Source organism: Candidatus Omnitrophota bacterium (genome assembly GCA_028712255.1).
Lineage (GTDB): Bacteria > Omnitrophota > Gorgyraeia > Gygaellales > Profunditerraquicolaceae > UBA6249.
On the sequence record JAQTQJ010000004.1, the window covers coordinates 92,445 to 113,534 of the forward strand.

At 40.2% G+C, this 21,090-nt stretch carries 25 protein-coding genes; all 25 read right to left on the reverse strand.

From position 1 onward, the window contains the following. Window positions 1-18: 18 nt before the first annotated feature. A complete protein-coding gene (locus PHC29_03235) occupies window positions 19-1,560 on the reverse strand; it encodes a class I adenylate-forming enzyme family protein (GenBank protein MDD5108505.1) in 1,542 nt (513 codons plus the stop codon). After that, a complete protein-coding gene (locus PHC29_03240) occupies window positions 1,561-3,048 on the reverse strand; it encodes an aldehyde dehydrogenase family protein (GenBank protein MDD5108506.1) in 1,488 nt (495 codons plus the stop codon). Further along, window positions 3,045-4,040, reverse strand: a complete 996-nt coding sequence (locus PHC29_03245) for a class II aldolase/adducin family protein (GenBank protein MDD5108507.1) — start codon at window positions 4,038-4,040, stop codon at window positions 3,045-3,047. Before PHC29_03245 ends, PHC29_03240 begins: the two co-directional genes overlap by 4 nt. After that, on the reverse strand, window positions 4,006-4,956 hold the full coding sequence (locus PHC29_03250; GenBank protein MDD5108508.1) for an S-methyl-5-thioribose-1-phosphate isomerase: 951 nt from the start codon (window positions 4,954-4,956) through the stop codon (window positions 4,006-4,008). Before PHC29_03250 ends, PHC29_03245 begins: the two co-directional genes overlap by 35 nt. A gap of 116 nt (window positions 4,957-5,072) precedes the next feature. Further along, the gene (locus PHC29_03255) at window positions 5,073-5,822 is read right to left on the reverse strand and encodes a hypothetical protein (protein ID MDD5108509.1); all 750 of its coding nucleotides are present in this window, start codon (window positions 5,820-5,822) and stop codon (window positions 5,073-5,075) included. Between the two features lie 19 nt (window positions 5,823-5,841). Beyond that, the gene (locus tag PHC29_03260) at window positions 5,842-6,171 is read right to left on the reverse strand and encodes a DUF190 domain-containing protein (GenBank protein ID MDD5108510.1); all 330 of its coding nucleotides are present in this window, start codon (window positions 6,169-6,171) and stop codon (window positions 5,842-5,844) included. Continuing rightward, window positions 6,168-6,542, reverse strand: a complete 375-nt coding sequence (gene crcB / locus PHC29_03265) for a fluoride efflux transporter CrcB (GenBank protein MDD5108511.1) — start codon at window positions 6,540-6,542, stop codon at window positions 6,168-6,170. The genes PHC29_03260 and crcB overlap by 4 nt, the downstream gene beginning before the upstream one ends. Before the next feature lie 102 nt (window positions 6,543-6,644). Then, window positions 6,645-7,556 carry an amidohydrolase family protein gene (locus PHC29_03270; protein MDD5108512.1) on the reverse strand — a complete coding sequence of 304 codons (912 nt, stop codon included), beginning with the start codon at window positions 7,554-7,556 and terminating at the stop codon, window positions 6,645-6,647. Between the two features lie 28 nt (window positions 7,557-7,584). Next, complete coding sequence (locus PHC29_03275) at window positions 7,585-8,001, reverse strand: hypothetical protein (protein MDD5108513.1); 417 nt, start codon at window positions 7,999-8,001, stop codon at window positions 7,585-7,587. A 156-nt stretch (window positions 8,002-8,157) separates the two neighbouring features. Further along, complete coding sequence (locus PHC29_03280; protein MDD5108514.1) at window positions 8,158-8,769, reverse strand: carbohydrate binding domain-containing protein; 612 nt, start codon at window positions 8,767-8,769, stop codon at window positions 8,158-8,160. Between the two features lie 64 nt (window positions 8,770-8,833). Continuing rightward, window positions 8,834-9,610 (reverse strand): SDR family oxidoreductase, encoded by a 777-nt coding sequence (locus PHC29_03285; protein MDD5108515.1) that lies wholly within the window; start codon window positions 9,608-9,610, stop codon window positions 8,834-8,836. Window positions 9,611-9,620: 10 nt separating this feature from the next. Beyond that, window positions 9,621-10,742, reverse strand: coding sequence for an MFS transporter (locus PHC29_03290; protein MDD5108516.1), 1,122 nt, complete (start codon window positions 10,740-10,742; stop codon window positions 9,621-9,623). After that, entirely contained in the window at window positions 10,743-11,180 is a 438-nt protein-coding gene (locus PHC29_03295; GenBank protein MDD5108517.1) for a polyketide cyclase, read from the reverse strand. A gap of 63 nt (window positions 11,181-11,243) precedes the next feature. Beyond that, entirely contained in the window at window positions 11,244-12,041 is a 798-nt protein-coding gene (locus tag PHC29_03300) for a cyclase family protein (GenBank protein ID MDD5108518.1), read from the reverse strand. Then, on the reverse strand, window positions 12,038-12,277 hold the full coding sequence (locus PHC29_03305; GenBank protein MDD5108519.1) for a phosphopantetheine-binding protein: 240 nt from the start codon (window positions 12,275-12,277) through the stop codon (window positions 12,038-12,040). Before PHC29_03305 ends, PHC29_03300 begins: the two co-directional genes overlap by 4 nt. A gap of 62 nt (window positions 12,278-12,339) precedes the next feature. Then, entirely contained in the window at window positions 12,340-13,800 is a 1,461-nt protein-coding gene (locus tag PHC29_03310) for a radical SAM protein (protein ID MDD5108520.1), read from the reverse strand. A gap of 97 nt (window positions 13,801-13,897) precedes the next feature. Next, the gene (locus PHC29_03315; GenBank protein ID MDD5108521.1) at window positions 13,898-15,127 is read right to left on the reverse strand and encodes a beta-ketoacyl-[acyl-carrier-protein] synthase family protein; all 1,230 of its coding nucleotides are present in this window, start codon (window positions 15,125-15,127) and stop codon (window positions 13,898-13,900) included. 94 nt (window positions 15,128-15,221) lie between these two features. Further along, window positions 15,222-16,484, reverse strand: a complete 1,263-nt coding sequence (locus tag PHC29_03320; GenBank protein MDD5108522.1) for a beta-ketoacyl-[acyl-carrier-protein] synthase family protein — start codon at window positions 16,482-16,484, stop codon at window positions 15,222-15,224. 131 nt (window positions 16,485-16,615) lie between these two features. Beyond that, window positions 16,616-17,203, reverse strand: coding sequence for a TIGR04076 family protein (locus PHC29_03325; protein ID MDD5108523.1), 588 nt, complete (start codon window positions 17,201-17,203; stop codon window positions 16,616-16,618). Between the two features lies 1 nt (window position 17,204). Beyond that, window positions 17,205-18,209: a 2-dehydropantoate 2-reductase gene (locus PHC29_03330; GenBank protein ID MDD5108524.1), complete on the reverse strand. Its 1,005-nt coding sequence runs from the start codon at window positions 18,207-18,209 to the stop codon at window positions 17,205-17,207. Further along, complete coding sequence (locus PHC29_03335) at window positions 18,210-18,479, reverse strand: hypothetical protein (GenBank protein MDD5108525.1); 270 nt, start codon at window positions 18,477-18,479, stop codon at window positions 18,210-18,212. It abuts the gene before it with no gap. A gap of 180 nt (window positions 18,480-18,659) precedes the next feature. Continuing rightward, the gene (locus PHC29_03340; GenBank protein ID MDD5108526.1) at window positions 18,660-19,628 is read right to left on the reverse strand and encodes a helix-hairpin-helix domain-containing protein; all 969 of its coding nucleotides are present in this window, start codon (window positions 19,626-19,628) and stop codon (window positions 18,660-18,662) included. Next, window positions 19,585-20,265, reverse strand: coding sequence for a prepilin-type N-terminal cleavage/methylation domain-containing protein (locus PHC29_03345; protein MDD5108527.1), 681 nt, complete (start codon window positions 20,263-20,265; stop codon window positions 19,585-19,587). The genes PHC29_03340 and PHC29_03345 overlap by 44 nt, the downstream gene beginning before the upstream one ends. Next, window positions 20,225-20,608: a prepilin-type N-terminal cleavage/methylation domain-containing protein gene (locus PHC29_03350; GenBank protein ID MDD5108528.1), complete on the reverse strand. Its 384-nt coding sequence runs from the start codon at window positions 20,606-20,608 to the stop codon at window positions 20,225-20,227. Before PHC29_03350 ends, PHC29_03345 begins: the two co-directional genes overlap by 41 nt. A 1-nt stretch (window position 20,609) precedes the next feature. Beyond that, window positions 20,610-21,008: a type II secretion system major pseudopilin GspG gene (gene gspG / locus PHC29_03355; protein ID MDD5108529.1), complete on the reverse strand. Its 399-nt coding sequence runs from the start codon at window positions 21,006-21,008 to the stop codon at window positions 20,610-20,612. Window positions 21,009-21,090: the final 82 nt, after the last annotated feature.

Below are 21,090 nucleotides of genomic sequence, written 5' to 3' on the forward strand. Positions count from 1 at the left end.
TCCCGTGGAAACGGGAATCTATTCCTTTGGATCTCCGCTTTCGCGAGGATGACAAAAGCCATCTCTTAGTTGTGCCTTGTCGATTTTACCTGTACGATTCTTCGGAAGTGTGGCGCGAAATTCAAAGTAATGCGGAATCTTGTAATGTGCCAAATGCTGGCGTAAAAAATAACGTAAGTCTTCTTCAGAGAGGCTCTTGCCAACTTTTGCCACCAAAAATGCCTTAGGCACCTCTCCTCTTAATTTATCAGCCACCCCGATTACCGCAGCCTCGGCAATATCCGGGTGTTTCTGCAGGCTTGCTTCAACTTCCGGCTCAAAAACAATTTCTCCCCCAACCTTAATCATCTCTTTTTTTCTTCCGACAATGTAAAGAAAACCCTTTTCATCAAACCTGCCCAGATCACCTGTGTAAAACCAGCCATCGCGAATAGTCGACCGCGTTAATTTTTCGTCCTTAAAATACCCGTCGCAAACTACCCAGCTTTTCACTGCTACTTCACCTACCTGGCCACAAGGCGCCTCTTGAGCATTTTCTGAAAATACCCTAACTGCAATCCAAGGCGCAGGCCGGCCTACGCTTTCGATATTCTCTGAACCCATAGGTAAAACCACCGTCGGAGCATTGGTTTCTGTCAGTCCCCAGCCGTTTAGAAGGCTAGCCTTAGGGCAAAACTGATGAAACCTGCGTAATGCATCCGGAGAATTGCTTGCTCCAAAAGTTACCAACCAACGCAAGCTCGATAAATTAAATGTCTCAAACTCCTTTAATTGCAAAAGGGCATAATACATCGACGGAACAATCCAGAAAAAATTAACTTTGTAGTTTTGCACGTTTTTTAAAAAATCTAACGGGCTAAAACGCTCCATCAACACCATTGTCAGGCCAAAGATAATTGTATTCTGAATATAAATCAAACCTCCTAAATGTGAAAATGGCAAAGCACATAATGTGACATCCCCTGCGCTTAAATCTGAATCTACAAAAAAGGACATAGATTTTGGCGGAGCATCCAACTGGGCATAATTAATCAGAACACCTTTGGGTTTACCGGTTGTGCCCGAAGTATAAAAAATGATGGCGTAATCTTTTTCATTAATTTTTATTTCAGGAGCACAACTTTTATTCTCTACCAAAAGAGTATCAAAATCTAAATTTTCTTTTTCTGTTGATTGGCAACAAATGATATTTTTTAAAGCAGGCAGCTTTGCCTTAAGATCAGCAAACGAAATATTGGCCTTGTGTTTAGTAATCAGGAGTTTTGTTTCAGAGTGATCCAGGCAGGAAATTATTTCATCCTCAGTGAGCATAAAATCTAAAGGCACACAGCAGGCGCCAATAGACCAGATAGCCAGATAACTAATGATATATTCCGGCCAACTGGGAAGATAAATTGCTACTTTATCGTGCGGTTTTATCCCAAGCGCAAGTAATCCCTGGCTAAAGGAAAATACTTTATCCCGCAGCTGAGTAAAAGTCAGCTCCTGCTGACGGAAAATAACTGCAGGCCTATCCCCATATTCTTTTACACACCGCTCTAAAACACTGGCGACATTCATTTAGAACCCATACCAGTAATTAACCAAAGGTTTGCCATCGGAAGATTTATCTATAATTATATTTTTTAAACGGGTATATTCTAAGAACCCTTCTCGGCCAAGTTCTTTGCCAAATCCGCTCTGTTTGAAACCGCCGTAAGGAAGCTGATTATAGAACATACCATAAGTATTAATCCAGACAGTCCCGGCATTTATTTTTCTGGCAAGATCCTGAGCTAGAAATAAATCTTTAGTCCAAATACAGGCAGCCAAACCAAAATCCACGTTATTTGCCAAAGTGGCCGCTTCATCCGGCCCGGAAAATTTATGAATCAGGACTACCGGCCCGAAAACCTCTTCTTTAAATATGTGCGAATGTGCCCCTACATCCACTAAAACCGTAGGCTCAAAAAAATAACCGTTCTTCAATTCGTGATTTTCAGGAATTTTCCCTCCGCAGGCAACTTTACCTCCTTCAGCTTTTGCCTTGTCAATATAGGCAATCACTTTTTTGCGCTGCGCGTCGCTGATTAAAGGGCCCATTTGAGTTTCAAACTCCTGCGCTAATCCTAACTTTATACGCTTGGCTTTCTCTACGAAACTGGCTAAAAACTTATCATAAATTGCTTCCTGCACAAAGATGCGCGACATAGCTGTACACATCTGTCCCTGATTGAGAAAAATAGAAGTAAGCGAACTATTTACCGCAACATCTAAATCCACATCATTAAATATTAAGCTAGCTGACTTACCTCCTAACTCCATGAGCAGCTTCTTCACATTTTTAGAGGAATATTGCAAAATCTGCTTTCCCGTATCATTGCTGCCAGTGAATGAAATCATATCCAGGCGTTTATCTGCGCAAAGTTCCTCTCCAATCTTTGTACCGCTGCCATTAATTATGTTAACCACTCCGGAGGGAAGTCCGGCATTATGAATAATTTTTGCTAGCTCCAGAGCAGTAAGCGGAGTAAGGCTGGAAGGTTTTAATATAACCGTATTACCCGCAGCCAAAGCAGAAGCCAATTTCCAACAGGTAATTAAAAGCGGATAATTCCAGGGCACAATCAACGCTACTACGCCAATTGGTTCAGGAACGCAAATAGCTTTTGCGTCTTCTAAAACAGTAAGCTTTTCATTCCCGAGATAATCAATAAAATTATTGGCCATAAACTCAAAAGTCTTAGCGCTGGATGGAATATCCATAAAGGTAGTTTCTTTGATTGGCTTACCGGTATTTTGCATCTCAAGCTGCGCAAGTTCAGCGGCTTGCTCTTTAATACCCTGAGCTATCTTGGAGATAAACTCCTTGCGCTGAAGTAAAGAAAATTGCGGCCAGGCACCTTGATCAAATGCCTCTCTTGCGCAAGATACAGCTAGCTCCACTTCTTTTTTTGTGGCAAGAGAGACCTCGGCTATTACCTTGCCGGCGGAAGGATTAAGAATATTCTGTTTTTCGGCGGTCTCAATAAATTGTCCGTTGATATAAAGCGGGTATTTCAAATTCATTTAATCTTTACCTCTTTAAATAGGGCAAACAAGCGGCTAAATGGTACATACCATTTAGATAGCTGGCCTAATTGGCCGCTTAATTTCATCTTCCCTTGTGTTACTGCCACAAAAGAGTCGAGCTTACCCAAAAATACCTGTTCCCAAACCACAGCCGGCGCAGAAATTACAAAAGGAGCTTCGCTATCAACGTCTAGCTTTACAATTTTACCTTGCTGGAAATTAAATTTATAAACACAGTCGCTATCATCAAGCTTAATTGCTAATTTTACAGTCAGGTCCAGTTCTTTACCTTTTTGGGCGATAAATTCATCTTTATTAACTAAATCCACGATTGCCTGAATATGCTCCCGGCTAAACATAGTACAGGCCAGCTCATTGCGCTTTAAATCATCTTTTAGGGCAATATCCAAATCATCCAAAATATCTTTATCAAATAGGCGAGCGACTGCCACACTTTTAACTGCTTCCTCTAATGCTTCAGTAATACTTAAAGCAACCTCGAATTTATCCGCAATCGCTACTGTCCCGTGATTCTTTAAAACAACCAGACTATTTGTTTTTAAAGCGGCGATAACCGGCGCAGGGTCTGTAACTGTAGGCGTTTCCTGAGGAATTACCGGGATATCTCCAAGATAAAATTTTGTTTCAAAGCTCATGGCTTTAAGTATTTTAGCTACTGCGAAATATCCGTTGATTAAAGGCGGGTGGCAATGGATAACAAAATTTGCCGAAAAATTTTTGTAGACTAGACTGTGTAATGGCAGCTCTGAACTGGGATTTACCTCTCCTTGTGGCTTACCGCTTGATAAATTAACTTTAACGATATCGCTTTCTTTTAACTGGCCTAAAGCTGTACCAGTTGCGGTAATCAGGATATTTTCATGATCAATACGCGCGCTTAAATTTCCAGAGTTGGCTACTGCAAGCCCCGCAGCATAAAGCCTCTTGCCTACATTAATGATCTCTGATCTTAACTGCTGCTCTAACATCTAAACCCCCCAGATAAATATGCTTGGTAATTAATTCTGCTGGCGTAACATCAAAAGCCGGATAATACGCTTTAACCTCTTTTGGCGCCAGATGCAAACCCTGATAAATTTTTAATTCATCTTGCGGCCTGATTTCAATTTTAATTTCTTTGCCGCTCTTTAATCTTGAAGCCGGCGGGCAGATTACATAAAAAGGAATCTTAAAATACTTGGCCACTACCGCAATCTGATAAGTACCAATCTTATTGGCAATATCACCGTTTAAAGTTAGGTGGTCGGCTCCCACGATAACTTTAGTCACTTTACTCAATGATAATAAATAAGCCACCATATTATCGGTAATAATCGTTACATCGCATCCTGCGCGCATCAACTCCCAGGCAGTGAGGCGAGAACCCTGTAAATACGGCCGGGTTTCCGTAACATAAAAGCTTACTCTCTTGCCCTCTTCTTTGGCAAACTCAGCAATTAAAGGCATCAATCCGCTGATATTGCAATGAGTTAGAATTACATCGCCATCTTTAAGAAGATTGGCCGTCTCCCTTGCCTGCTCGATGCGCTTAGCTTTAAGCATCTCTAAAAATCCTAAAATGCTTTTTTCAAGCGGAGCGCCACTTTTCTCCCAACCTAACACCATATCTGTTAAAAATTTAAATGATAAAGTCGGCCGGGTTGCGTTAATCGCTTGGGCAACTTTAGCCAAATTTTTATTTTGCCGTTTGCTTAAAAGAAAAGTATACATTACAAGCAGCACCTGCCCTACGGCGCGGGTCTTCATCTGCTTAATTGCCCTGCACGCCTCCAGGTAATTTTTTGCTTTTATATAAACTAACCTTTGCGGCAGGCGAGTTTCATCCAAAATATAGATTAGATTACCTTTTAATTGTATCGGCCAGAATAATGGTGAAAATTTCATAGTTTTTATGTGTCATTGCGAGTCCGCCATTGGTTCAGTGGCGGACGAAGCAATCTCGTTTTAGATTGCCGCGTCGTCCGCCAAAGTTCTGTGGCGGACTCCTCGACATGATAAATTCACTTGCCTTCTAGTTTTTTAACCAATTCCAATGCAATTTTGATTAAATTACTTTCCGCCATATAATAAAGTGGATTCATAAAGCCCATTTCTCCGGTAACCACATTATCACTGACAGCTAAAATAGAGCCGGCTTTAATATTATAAGTTTGACAGATTGTCAGTAGCGTTGAAGAAACCATATCCACTGCTTTTGCCCCTTCTTTGCGTTTTGCTTCCACAATTTCGCGGGTTTCGCGCAAAAGCGCATCCGTTGTCCAGGCTTTCCCGCGATGCACATTCAAACCCATGCCTTTGGCAATCTCAAAAAGCAGGTCAGAGATTTTTTTATCGCTAACTGTCTTAAAATCTTTATCCACATAATAAGGAGTTACCCCGTCCCCGCGGATAACCTCATCTACCACGAATATATCTCCGACTTTAATATTTTCATCTAGGGCTCCACATGTTCCGATGCGGATAATGTTTTGTATTCCAGCGTTACACATTACTTCGGTGGTAATGGAAGTATCAGTAGAAAATCTTCCGCCGTTAATTCCAGTAACTTTAATCCCTTCATAGGTGCCGGTATACATCGTATATTCCATAAATGAAAAATTACGTACCGGGTTCTCTATTTTCTTCATTAAAACATCAAGGCGATCACGCGGCCCAGGCACAATCGCGTATTTTCCCACATCTTGGGCCCTAAGCTGCACCATTTCAGTTAAATCCCTGCCGGTCAAATGAACATTCTTCTGCATCTGCATATCATTACTCTCCTTTTAGTTACGCCCGATACATAATTACGTTTGCTTTTTCAAGAGTAATCAACCCTTCCTTAACCATATTATCAAGTAACGGGATAAACTGATTAATTTTATCTTCACTATCTACAATTTCGATAATAATCGGCAGGTCTTCAGAAAGCCGCAATAAATTTGCGGTATGCATATGGCTTTTACAGCCAAATCCCATAAACCCCTTAATCGCGGTTGCTCCGGCTAAACCATTTTTCTTAGCCAAAAATATAATCTCTTCATAAAGCGGCTTACCATTCCATTTATCCGCTTCACCGATAAAAACCCTCAAAAGCTTTCCATCCGCGGGAATTTTCATATTATCTCTCCTAATAGACTGCCTACCCTGAATAATATAAAACCTAAAATTACGCTGGCAAATATATTGGTAAAAGCGCGAATTGCCTGGCCATTTCTAACCAGGTTATCGCTCTCAAATATCAAGGTTGAGAAAGTAGTAAACGCCCCGCAAAACCCAATCATTAACAACAAACGCGCGTCCGGCCCAAGAATGAATTTCTTATCCGCTAAAGAAGCCAAAACTCCAAGAATAAAACAACCGCTGACATTTACAATTAATGTGCCATAAGGAAAAGCGGTTCCCATCAATCTATAGACTGCTCCAGCCAAAAAATACCGAGCAATCGTCCCCGCCACTCCACCAATAATCAAGTTAAATAATTTTGTCATAATAATTACGCGGGTCCTGCCACTGTGGCACCCACTAAAGTTATCCACAGCGTAGGAGACGTTTAAACGGTACCTACGATTGTGGATAACTCTTTTCCATTATTAAAGAACTAAAATCTTGCTTAAATTACTACCCAAGATATCTTCTTTATCGCTTTCAGAAATATCTAAGTCTTTAACCGCCTTGATACCGCCGGCAACATCCTGTTTGGCTGGCCAATCGCTGCCCCATAAAATATGCTTAGGGCCCATTAATTCCAGGCTCAGTAGGAAATTGGCTTTGGTGGTATCGCCGCTGGTATCTACATAAATGTTCTTAAAATATTCAGAAGGTAACGCTTGCAGGTCTTTGACAAAATTCATTCCGCGCAGCATCTGGTAAGTGGTGTCAAAGCGCTGCTTAAGATAGCAGATTGCTCCGCCAAAATGGGCAAAGACAAATTTTACTTTAGGGTATTTCCTAAAAATATCCGACATTAGAAGCTTGCCGATTGAAACCGTCGTATCAAAAACATATTCAATTACCGGAGTAAGCAGCGGATCCTTAACTCGCTCAAAACCTATCGGATTAACAATCTGCGAATGCACAAAAATGGGGATATTCTTCTCTTGAGCCTCTTTATATATAGACAGAAACATTTTATCGTCCAGGTAAATACCATTATAACTTGAAGCCAAAGAAACAGCTTTAAATCCAAGCTCACTGGTTGCCCGTTTTAATTCTTCAAGCATGTCAATAGAGTTATCTACCGGCAAAACCGCCGCCCCTATAAACCTTTTAGGATAGGCTTTTAGAATCCTAGCCACATTATCATTATAAATATGCCCCACCTGGCTAATGCTGCCTAATTTTAAATGCGCATCCGTTGTAGGATAACTTAATACAGCCGTATCAATACCAGTGGCGTCCATAATTTTTAGCTGCCCCTCAATATCCCCCCAGCCCTTATGAAAAAAATGGGCATTGGAAATTATCTCAAGCGGCAGCCAATGGCTATGCGCGTCAATTAACATAAATTTCTATCCTATTTATAAAATAACTCTAATGAAGCTCAGTATTCTTTAAGATACGCTCAGTCATTTCTTTCTCATAAAGGGCTTTTATCTCTTCTAAGCCTCTTCTGCCTAACTCCTTAACAATTATTTTCTCAACAGCATTCAATTTTATTTCTGAGTAAATAAAATCCGGATTAATCTTCCTATGCTGATCCCTTAATTCTGAGCAGGCCTTTTCTTTATTTTCGATATACTTATGAAAATCATCAATATGCTTCTGTAAAGCATCTTTTTCATGAGGCAGATACGATCCTAAAAGCTCCTTTTCCATTTCATCCAGGATATCCTTATCGATATCTACTTGGGTAAACTTACGTTCGTATTTGTCAAAGGTTTCTTTGGCACCCTTATAGAGCCAGATAAAATAACGCTTCTTTAGGTTCTTGATATCCTGATTATTCATAATCCCACCTTTCTCATTTTTTGTAACAGTTCAACTCTTATAAGTAACTGTGTCATTGCGAGGAGCGCCAGCGACGAAGCAATCTTCTAAAAGATTGCTTCGCCCTTCGGGCTCGCAATGACACTTCGTCAATGACTTACGAAAGCTGAACTGTTATCATTTTTTCACTAATTCTACAGTATCAAAATAAAACGTCCCCTTTGATCCAGGAAGCGGCTCGAATTGGAAAATCTTAATCGGGAAATCAAGTTGGCCGTTTTTATCCGCATCGTTTGGCTGCCAATCATCGCGCACGGCGAATTTATCAAAACTTACAACCACCTTCTTCCATCCTTTAAAATCATCCGCAGTTATAAAACGCCAAATCTCACCGCCGCTATCTTTTATATCAAAAGCAATTTGTGCTTTAGAATCCGTTCCGTAAACATAGAATGATATTGCCTTATACTCCTCCCATTTTATATCCGATGGCTTAAGCGCCCAGTTAGCATTCTTGGCATCAAGCCCTGTGCCGCGGGATACATAAATATACCCGCCCGGGACAGCATCATAAACTACCTTTAACGCCTGATTACCGCTATTCTTGATATCATTAGCTGCTGTTACCATAACCGTTGAGCCGTTACCAGCACCAAAATCAACCGTGCCATTAGTCCCGCCGCTAACTGTAATTTCAAAATCATCAAGTAATAAGTTATTGCCTTCGGCTAAACAAACTCCTGTTACCAATAAAATCAATGCTGTTGTCAAAAATCCTATTTTTTTCAATTTATTTTCCCCTTTCTTCTAATGTTTTGTTTCCCGCTTACAGCTTATAACTTACAACTTACAGCTACTTTTCCGGATGCTGCTGCTTAAACGGTATTACCGAAGCAGTCCAGGGTGTTTGTTGATTAATTACAGAAATCTCTAGAGGACAAACATTTACCGGCACAGTCAGGGCAAAACGCACCGCATCTTCGATTGCCTGTGTACTCATTAAACGCGAAGTATCGTTGGTTACCTCTTTGAGTTTTCCGGTTAAATCTGTATCGGTAACCCCAGGTAAAATAGATGTTACTTTAATGCCATGATCACGCAACTCCCAGAAAAGGCCCTTAGAGAAAGCGCGTAGGCCGACTTTAAGCGAGCTGTAAACTATAAAATTTCTCGGGACCGGGTCTACCAGGGTTGAACCGGAAACTATATTAATAATCGCACCGTACTTCTGCTTCATCATATCATTGATTACCAGGCGAATTAGCCGCACATAACCTAAATAATTTGTATGCGCTAACTTTTCAAAATCCTCAATTGGCTGCTGATTAAAAGGATACTGTGATGAAACTCCGGCGCAATTAATCAAAATATCCACCTTGCCAAATTTTTCCTTGGCTTTATTTACCAGATTTTCCAAGTCTTCCAATTTTATAACGTCACATGGTACCGCCAATACCTCAACCTTATATTTCTTGGCAATTTCATCGGCAACTTCCTTTAAAGGGCCTTCTCCGCGTGCAGCAATAGCTAAATTAATACCCAAACTTGCTGCCGTAGAAGCCATCGCCTTTCCAATGCCCCGGCTGGCCCCGGTAACAATAGCAACTTTTCCTTTTAAATCTGTACCCATGGTATACCCCCTATTGTTTAAACTTAAAAATTTTTTCTGAAAATAATATTAATACAAGCGCACTGCCAAAAATTATAAAACCTAAATTAAAACTCTTATGCATAATCAATCCACCCAAACCAACCCCGATACCGCCTGAAATAAAACGTATTGCGCTATTTAGGCTGGCGGCTTCATTTAAAAACTCGCCGGGTAAATCTGTAAGTGCTGTGGACAGGCCGATGTGATTGAAAGTCCAGCCTAAACCCCAGATAATCATAATCAAACTAAGCACAATTACAGGTAATTTTAATAACAACATAAAAATACAAATAATCATACCCGCTATTCCTAAGTTTATCACCTTCTGCCTACTGAACTTATCCGCAAGATGCCCTCCCCAAAGCTCTCCGAATATCCCGCTGAAGCTAGTTAAGGTAATCAACATACTGATAGTAAATTGGTTTAAGAAAAGCTGGGTGGAAAAATAAACACTCAGCCACTGTTGTACAGCATGATAAATCAAACTTATGAGAAAAATATAAGCAAAGATACTGGCTGCTTTGCCGTTTCTAAATGCAGTTAAATATCCAAACCTAAAGTGGCTTAAATCTTCCTTGAAACTCGGCAGATAAATATACATAAAAACCCAAAGGATTAAACCTGAAATTGCCGGAATAATAAATATCAGGCGCCAATGAATTAATCCGCTTAAAAATAAACCTAACAAAGAAGCAATGAAGGTTGCCCCGAAAAATACCCCAAGAAATCGCCCGCGCTTATTTTGTTCTATATGTTTGGCAATAAGAATCAGGCCCAGTGGAATCACCGAAGCCCCAAAAAGCCCCATCAAAAATCGGCTAATAAAGAGTGTCGTAATATTCTGCGACAGGCCGGCCAAAAGATTAGCTAAGGAAAATAATAATATACAAAATAACTCTATTTTACGGGCATCAAAAGCGCGCACCAGCGGGCCATAAAAAAGTGCTGCCAAGCCATATGGAAGCATATACAACCAAATCATCTTACCCACGATAAATTGAGAAAGAACAAAATCAGCGGCAATTGAGGGAACTAATGCGCTGCTGGCTGCCACATTAAATGATAAAACCACCCCCTCCAAACAAAGGATAAAAAATGTAGTTTTTCTCACTTAAGCAGCTGCTTGTTCAATAACTTTCTTAAAGATCAATAAATTATCTTTAGAATGTTTATTAATAAAACCCTCTACCTGCTCATCGCTAAACTTAGCCTTAGCATCCATCTGAAAATGCTGGATCCAGGTTAATTCTACCCCTTCGGGCTTTTGTGTATAGAGCCAGATAATTTTCATAAAATTAAAAGGGAATTTTGGTTCATGGCGTTCAGAATAAGTAAAAAAATTATCCTTGAACAATAATCTCCAAGAAACCCATGACTTATCCTCATCATCGGTAAGGCGAAAGGTGATTTTGTTTACTTCTTTCTTTAGAATTTCGGCTCCTTTATATTCAGTACCGAACAACTGCGTCCAACGCGGGATATCATTAGAGATATCAAAGACTAAATCATAAGGTGCACTAATGATTATGGAATTACAAGTATGTCCCATGTTTGCCTCCTAAAAATTAGTTGTAAGTTTTAAGTTATAAGCTGCAAGCTTACGGCTTATAGCTTATACAAACGCCACTACCCTGGACCAAGCGGCCCCGGTATTTTTTATGCGTATAGGAAAACAGATAATTTTAAATCCTAAATCCGGTAAATTTTCTAAATTCGCCAAGCGCTCGATATGAATAAACTCTCTAAGGCGGCCATAAAAATGCGCCGGATAAAATGTTTTGGGGTCACCGGTATCCATAAATTCTTTAAGCATAAATCTATACGGCCGGTCAATGCCCATAGTATCTACCCCAAATATTTTGATCCCTTTATCTAATAGATAATCAATCGTCGAAGTATCCACTCCGGGATAATCCGAAAAATATTTTGGCCCGCCATAAAGCTTATCCGCACCAGTATGCAACAGGACGATATCTAAAGGTTTAAGCTGATAATTTATTTTTTTAAGAGCGCTTTCTATATCCAAAGCTTTAATTACTTCATTGGGTTTTTTATGCCTTAAGTCTAGCTTAACCCCATCCTGGTAACAATATTCTAAAGGAATCTGGTCGGCAGTTTTAGACGGACGATTCTCTGATTTTGAACCGTAATGAAAGGAATAATCCAGGTGAGTGCCGATATGCACCGGAGCATGGACGATTTCTAAAGATAAAAACTCTTCATCCGGCAGCTGCTCTTTTTTAATAATACGTTTGCCTAAAGCGTATTTTATTTTACCCAAGAACGTCTTGCCCATAATCACGCGGTTGAATTTTTCCACACCTGTTTTATGTGTTATCCGTTCGATATCAACCTTGTGCACCTCAAAGGCTTTCTCATCGATAGGCAAACTTAAATCAATAATTCTCATTTTGTATTGAGTTTTGACTGGATATTATTTACGATATCATTGATCGTCGAATTCTTGGTAATCTCCTTGGGGCTAAGCTTAACCCCAAATGACTTTTCCAGGGCAATTACCGATTCCACCATCTCAGTAGAATCTACGCCGATACTATTAATTAAAGAAATATCATCCTTTAATTCGTCAATTTTAACTTTTAATAAGTCTGCTAGCACTTCTTTGATTTTAATTTTTATATCCATTTTCCCTCCGTTTTAAAACACGGTGACGGTTCTCTTAAGAAAGAGAACAGTCCCCTTTATTTCTAAATCTGCACTTCGCCTTTTGTCGCGGCGGCTTCCCATTTACCTACTCCGTCCATGACATCTTTAAAGCAAAGCTTGGCCAGTGGATCGAAATCGCTTTCCATAATTCTATTTATACGGCCAGGCTTAGAGAAAAATTCACGCATACACCAGGAACCCAAACGGCCAAGGTCTTCCGTAGATAAATGATCCGTAGGAATTACCGGATGAAGGAAATCCCATTGGCTAAAATCCACCTTTTTAGGATCAATCCAGTTTTTCTTTAAAGCAATCCTCCACATTGGTGAATTTGGGGCAGGAGTAACATAGCCTACCCAGAGAATATCCGGATCAACCTGATCCGTAAACTCAAACCGCTGCTTGATAATCTCTTCGGTGTCATAGTCAAAACCCATCATAATGTCGGCGACAATGGCAATATCGTTTCTGCGGAACATAGCTATAGTCTGCTTGATCTGGTCAATGGTAATACCTTTGGCGATTTTTTTAAGCTCTGATTGCGTGGTAACCTCGATGCCAAAAACTCCCATAATCAAACCGTTTTCTTTCATCATTGGTAAAATTGATTCGCAATTAACCCAATCAGTAGCCCGGCCTAAAGAAACCCATTTAATCGGGTTATTCGAAGCTTTTTTAAGTTCACAGAACTTACGCACTCTTTCAGGATCAACATTAAAATTATCATCTTGGATAACCACAACCTTGACTCCGTATTTTCGGTGCAGAAGATTTAACTCCTCCATAACTCTTTCCGGAGACTTAGCCCTCCATTTCAAAAAATCCGAAGGAGAACGCGGATCAAACTGATCCCATTCATAACAGAAGGTACATGCTGAAGGGCATCCGCGTGAAGTAACCATATCCACAAATGGTTTCCAATAGGTATGGCCTACATATTTATCCATTGGAAATAAATCATAAGCTGGTAAAGGAAGTTTGTCTAAATCTTCCATCAGCGGCTTATGCGGGCCCATGACAATTTGTCCGTCAATACGAGAAGTAACACCCCCAACATCTTTAAACGGCTTATTTTTATCTATTGCCTCAATCAAATCTCCGAAAGACTCCTCTTCTCCCATAACCACAAAGTCAACTGCGGGAATCTCCTCCAATGTCGGTACCGGCATCGCCGAATACCATAATCCACCGAGAATTATTTTTGTTTTAGGTAGTGCTTTTTTAATTCCAATAGCCGCATCTTTAAAATGCCGTAAAACCCCGTATCCGCCATAACCGTGCAGTTGCTCACCCATGACCACAATATCAGGCGCTTTGAGCTTAACCTGTTCAATCAATTGTTCCATGGGTATCTGATCTGCCTTGCCATCAATAACCGCCACATCTGCATAGCCTTTCTCCCGAATATAAGCCGCCCAATGCGCATATAACTGATTTGGAGACCGATGTATCCCATGCGTTGCCCATGCACCGACTTTTGGCATAACAAATAAAATTTTCATTTTATTCTCCTTGATTAATGGGGACAGTTCCGTCAGAACTTATTGTAGAATATAGAGTTAGAAGGAAACGGTCCTGATACTTCTGATACTGATATTCCTAAACTTTCTCAACTACTAAAACTGAATTAATCCCACCTCTACCCCGGGAAATAATTAAAGATTTATTTACCTTATATTCCCGGGATTCTTTAGCTATATAATTTAAATTATTTAAAGCGGGCTTATCTAAATTTACTGTCGGGGCAATTAAACTGTGCTCCATAGTTAAAAGCGCAATAATCATATCCAAGACGCCTGATGCTCCAAGCAAATTTCCAAACATAGATTTGGGACAGCTGAGCGCAATATTTTTTAAATTATCCCCAAAAACTAATTTTAAAGCCTTAATTTCCGAATCATCCCAGAGATCAACTGCCAAACCATCTAAACTAATATAGCCGATTTCTTCAGGATTTACTTTTGCATCATCTAAAGCTATTTTAATTGCACGCGCCAGCTCTTTTCCGTCGGCAGCGCAATTAATCCTATCTACTCCATCGCAACTTGCGCCGTATCCGCTGATTACCCCTAAAATATTTGCCCCTCTCTTCTGGGCACGCTGGATACTTTCCATTACTACAATTCCTGCGCCTTCACCAATAACAAATCCACTCCTGTCTTTATCAAATGGTCGGTATGCAACAGCAGGAATATCGTTATTTTTGGAGAGAGCTCCATAAGTATTACAGCACAATAAGGCATAAGGAGTAACCGGAGCTTCCATCCCTCCTGCCAAAATCATATTTAGTTTATTTTTAGCTAAAATCTTTCTGGCATAACCAAGTGCCATTAGAGAACTGGCCCTGTCGCTAACAACAGTCTTGCTAAAACCTTTTATTCCATAATAAATAGAAACCTGCCCCTGAGGCGCCGCAGGAAACCAGGCGCTTGCCATGTAAGGAGAGACCCCTTCCCTGCCTTCTAGATATAAATCCCTTAACTCAGTTTCGGCATAGAGCCAACCGCCGATAGCATTACCTAGAAAAATTCCCACAAGATTGGGATCTTCATTTTTAATATCAATTCCGGCATCCTGCAGAGCCATCTCTGAAGCAACCAGCGCCATGTGCGAAAAGGCATCGATTTTTTTTAAGAGGCGTTCAGAGATATGGCTATATTTTTCCAAATCATCGATTTGTCCGGCGATACGCGAAGGATATAACGAAGCATCAAAACGCGTAATCTCTTTAATAAAGGAGCGGCCGCTTTTGATATTTGCCCAAAACTGCCGTTTTCCAATCCCTGAGGGGCTGACTACACCAATTCCTGTAATTGCAATTTTTTCCATAGTTTTGAATAAAGGGACCGTTTCTATTTTTTTACTATTTTTTTATTGGACAGGTTCTATAAAAAATAGAAACGGTCCCTTTATTTCCTGTGAATTATTCTCTATATCGTTTTAAAACTAATGACGAATGTATCCCTGAAAAACCGCTTGAGGTTTTTATAATTGTATTAACTTTCTTCTGTATTGCCTGATTCGGAATATAATATAAATCGCACTGCGGGTCTTTTTCCTCCTGATTTATCGTCGGAGGAAGAATGTCCTTCTCAAAGATCATCGAAACAATGGTTAATTCAATGGCGTTAGCCGCGGCCAACGGATGGCCAATCATGGACTTAAATGAGCTAATAGGTAATTTATAGGCGCTCTCGCCAAAAATAGCTTTATAAGCATTGCTCTCAAAAATATCATTCATGCGCGTGCTTGAGCCGTGCGCGTTAATGTAATCAATCTCATTAGGTTTGACCCCTGCATCTTGCAAGCCTAAACTGATACAAGTCTCCATAGCCCGGCCATCAGAAGGAAGATCGGTCATATGAAAAGCATTACAACTGGTACCAAAGCCTAAAACTTCGCAATAAATCGGCGCGTTACGTTTTAAAGCATGATTTAATTCTTCCAAAACCAGAATCCCTGCCCCTTCTCCCAACACAAACCCATCACGTTTATTATCAAACGGCCGCGATGCTTTTTGCGGCTCATCATTATGCACCGACAAAACATTTACCACATCAAAAGCTCCAAAAGTAATCGGGGTAAGTGGGGCTTCTGCGGCTCCGCAAATCATTATATCCTGCTCTCCATCCTGAATACTCTCTAAACCAAAACCTAGTGAATCTGTACCAGCGGTACATCCTGTAGAAATTGTATTACAAATCCCTTTTAAGCCGTAACGGGCGCTGATTTCGATTGAAGGGGTATTAAACATCGCCGCATCATATAAATCGGGCCGCGCCAAAGCAGGATTAATCGGTTTTTTACCGTCCTCGGTAACCAGCGCAAACTCCTCCTCCATATATTTTGTCCCGCATATGGCATTAGCCAAACAAACTCCTATACGCGCAAGGTCTTCTTTGGAAAAATCCAATTTACTATCTTCAATTGCCATTTTTCCGGCAGTTACGCCGAACTGCACATAGCGGTCCATGCGCATTGCCTCCTGATGATTTAATCCTAATTTAAAAGGATCAAAATCTCTTACTTCGGCGGCAATCTTAGTATTAAAAACCGACACATCAAAGTCGGAAACTTTACGTACTCCGGATCTACCGCTTGAAAAACCTTCCCAAGCATTCTTTTTACCGATTCCGTTTGGCGAAATTACGCCGATTCCGGTTATCACTACCCTGCGTTTAACCATATAATATTCCTTTTCGTGTCATTGCGAGCCCGCCATTGGTTCAGTAGCGAGCGAAGCAATCTTTCATGTAGAGATTGCCGCGTCGCCTGCGGCTCCTCGCAATGACAAGAGTCGTATGATTACTTTAATAGCTAATCGACTCTTGTCACTTTAAAAACAATATTTCCACCATCCGGACAGGTAACCGTATCAATTGAATCCGGGTTAGGCATAAAGAAAAATTTGGCTCCGAAATTCAAAGCAAACAAAGCCGGAAAAGCGGTATGAAATGCCGCTCCGCAAAAACCTGGGATACATTTTAAACCTTGAGTCTCCCATTTATCACCGACCTTATATCCAAAGGTACATTTTCCTTTTGCCTGGACTACCTCAATAACCATTTTTTTAGGATTTGGCCCTTTGTGCTGGGAGTCACGCGGAATAACTTCAAGATTACCCTGTTTATCTAAAATCTCGGCTTTAAACTCAAGTTTCCCTCCGTCGGGACAAGTAACCAGCAAAGAACGCTGATTATCACGAAATCCAAACTTTGCGCCGAAACTCAAAGCATAGATTACTGGAAAAAGGGCATGCGCCAGCCCTAAACAAAAGTGTTTTGGCGCATGAGTAAAATCTTCTAGAATAATCTCATCGCCAATCTTATAGCCATGATAGCATTCTCCCATAACAAGCGAAACTGTAAGTTTTAAACGCGGAAAAGGAGTTTTCACGTCTTCCATTTTAAATCAAATCCTTGGTTTTCTGAATCAGATCATCTTTGCTAAAAAACCTGCCATTTTTCTCTACAGCATGCACCATATCCACCAAGGCCCTGTTTAATGGCGCCGGCATATTATTCTCCTCTGCCAAGCGCACGAACTCTCCGTTAATATAATCGATTTCAGATAGGCTGCCGCGCATTATGCTCTGTAATATCGAGCCATATAATGGTTCTTTGCTTAAGCTACTCATCTGTTGCGAAAAAACTTGGGCCGCCAATCCATCAGGCATAGAAGTAAGTTTAGTAAGATTTTCTACCGGAAACCCAGGAAGGGAAACCAGTCCTATCCCAACCCTATCAATAATCTTAAAGGCTTCCTTCCAGATGGCAATGCTAATCCGGCTAATAATCAGGTCGCTAAAAACCTCCTGCATGCTTTTACCAATGATAGCCGGAAGGCAGTTATTGGCATTAACAAAAATCTTTAGGTATTTGGCCCCTTTTATATCTTCACTTATTACAGTAGGAAACGCCTTATCTAAAATCAAACTTACAGAAAGCATTGATTCACTGAGTTTATGGTTAAAAAAGTTACCTAATACCCAGCTACCTTCAAAATTATGTACCACCTTACCCGGCGCAAGGCTTGTTGCCCCAAACATAACGATACTAGAAATGATATTTTGTGCGCTCAAGTATCTGGCAACCAAATTATCAGCCTGTACACCATTCTGAATAGTCAGTAACAGTGAATTCTGCATCAGATGAGAATTATTTTGCATAGCAGAATTGATATCTTGAGTTTTAGTAGCTAAAATTACTAAATCCGGGATATAATTTAAAGTATCGGATATGCCAATGTAGACTAGAAAATTCCCTCTAACCCCGGATACAAAAACACCTTTGTCCTTGATCGCTTTAACTGCGCTGTTATGGCCAATTAAAGTTACTTCTTGGCCTTTTTCTTTAAGATAAGCAGCAACTAGGCAACCTATAGCTCCGGAACCGATAACGGCAATACGCATTTAACCTCTTGCCTCCCTAGGGAAACCGTACTTTTTGTAATCAAAACCATTCTGCCCAAGAAGGCGAACCATCATACTGTAGAATGGAGAAGGAACATCAGAAAAAAAAGCGGCAATTACATCCTGTTCTTCTACCTGGCTGCAATTACGGCAGGCGGCAATTTTTTCTGCTTGTTGCCTAACTACGGATTCAGTAATACGTCGATGAAATACTGGTATTTTAGAAATCAAAATCTTAAACTTACTTTCTGTCTGGTTTTCCCAGTTCATAACCTAACCTCATTAGAATTAAGAAGTTTAGCTCCAAAACAAGCGTAACTTCTTTCATATAGTAAAATTTTACTATTTAATTTTAGTAAAACTAGGCTTTCTTGTCAAGAAAAATAAAGGAATAAAGGGACCGTTTCTATTTTTCTGGCATTAAACTCGAGAAAAATAGAAACGGTCCCTTTATTCCTCATTCCAAGAAAGGATCTTTTTACTTACAGAATGTATAACAATACTATAATGTAGCCCTTTTTTACCACCAGAAACAGGAACAATATTAAAACGTAGGTATTCGCTCTTTACATCGAACACCGAAAGCAACGACAAAATATCCTGCTCCTGCCTTAAACCCAAAGAAATAGAACTCCTCAAATCATCAAGTATCTCAGATGTACTGGAGAAACCATAACCAAGGTCGCTGGAAGATGCCGGATCAGTATTCTCAATCTTATGTTTTTTTCGAAAACGTAAAATTCCTTCCGCCACTTCATTATCTAATCCTAAGGCTAAGAGCACTCCCTTGCTTGCGGTATTGATATTTATTTTTCCTGATCCATACACAGTAACTAAATCTTTAAAAAGTATAAAATTATCTTTAGTCATACCTTCAACTAAAAACACTTCATTGATCGAACTAAAAGGGCGCAAACCCCCAGTAACTATCTTATCCGCCAAATCTTCATTTAATCCCGGCAGCCTCATAAGCACTTCCTTAGAAGCAGTGTTTAAATTAATCAGGGCGCCCTCGTCAACAACCTCCATTTTGTCAGTCGATTCATTTTTATCGGCAAAGTAGTATTTGTAAGAATTACCCCCGCATAGAACCATCTCATCTTCTTTGGTTAGCTCATCAAGGGTATCAAAAGCAGGAGTAGTATCTTTTTCCCTTAAATAAAACACTGCTTTTAGCGCTCCCCTGGCAACAGGTAAAGAAAAAACTAATCGTTGATACGTCTTAGCAAACTTTATCTCTTGAAAAACTAAACCAGCCAAACCCATGCCCAAGATAGAAAGAATCATTACTACCCAAAGGCAAACAACCAGAATACTGGCCCTATTCTTTGGTTTATGGCGCAAGCTAGTAAAAGCCAAACAATGGCCATTAGGCCTATGTTTTAGGTAAAAATATTGTCGAAACATATTCTTGGTCATCAGTGTTAATAGTAAGCTCAATGGCGCCGGGCATCGGTAGGTAATTCTGATTCCACTCATCCATCCAGATATATTCATTTTTATTTATATCAGGCTTCTTAAAGTATCTAAGTTTTATGCCCTTAACATTGGATAAAAAAACTTCTGGCTTTGATTTAAATTCAGCTTCAACCTTACCCTCTGAAGTGATAATCTCACTTAACTTATCCACCACGCGCATAAGACAAAGAGCAGAACTATCAAAATAATAAGTTATTCGGCAGGGAATATAATCCACATTACCAGGAAAACTAATTTTTGTTTTGGCGCCTAAAAATAGGTGCTTCCTGCAATCGGGTAATATTCTTAATTCCCTAGAAAATCTCTCGATTTTAAGCAAAGTTTTTTGCCGGCTAAAATCAATGGTTTTTACCCGGCGCAAAACAGCGGCTCCGGAACTAAAAGTCGAAAAAATCGCGATACTTACGACGGAGAATATAGCAACCGCAATAAGCAGCTCAACCAGCGTAAACCCCGTTAGAAACAGGTTGCTGGAGGCTCCCGTAGAGCGCCTCTGTTGTCTTGTTTCTAACGGGGTAAATACGCCTAGATTAAATTTATTGTTTTTGTTTGGCCAGATATGTAGAAAAAGTGGCATTTTTTATGATATTTTGCTCCTGCCAACTAAGTGTCAAACAGACTTGCTCCAGAGACTTAGCTAATTCTTCTGGATAGGGTATCTCGGCTGTTGCCTGCGCATAATCATAATTTTTATTGGAAAATTTTAAAACACCCTGTTCAGGATAAACAGGTAAATTATCCTTTAAAGTAGAAACTTCCAGGTCTTCCAGCTTCTCTTTGGCTAATTTCATTGCTCCGATACTATTTGCAGCAGTATTGGCCCCCCTCAAAGCAACAATATAAGAATTGGCCACTGAGGTCAATCCTACTCCCAATATAAGCACGCAAATCATTATTTCAACTAACGTAAACCCCCGCAAATTAACCTCCCCAATTTACAACATCATCGGCAGTATCAGGTTGCCCATCCTTACCCGCAGAATAAAGATCATAACTACCCTGATTATGTTCACCTGGAGATTTATATATGTATGGTTTACCCCAAGGGTCCAAGGGCTTCTTCTTTAAATATGGCCCATGCCAATTTTCACCACCTGCTCCCGGACGCGTTCTTAAATAATCGAGAGACTCAGGATAATTGCCCATATCCATTTCATAAAGATCCAGTGCCAGGGGAATACTAGAGTTAATATCTGTTTTTGCTGCTTGATCGCGGGCCTGCTCGGAGCGGCCAGCAAGACGAGGCACAACCATTGCCGCTAGGATTCCAATAATAATTACTACCAACATTAGTTCAATCAAAGTAAAAGCTCTCTTCATTTAATCCTCCTGGGAATTATGAATAAATACTAGTATCCAAATTAATTTATGTCATTCCCGCGCAAGCGGGAATCTCGGTACG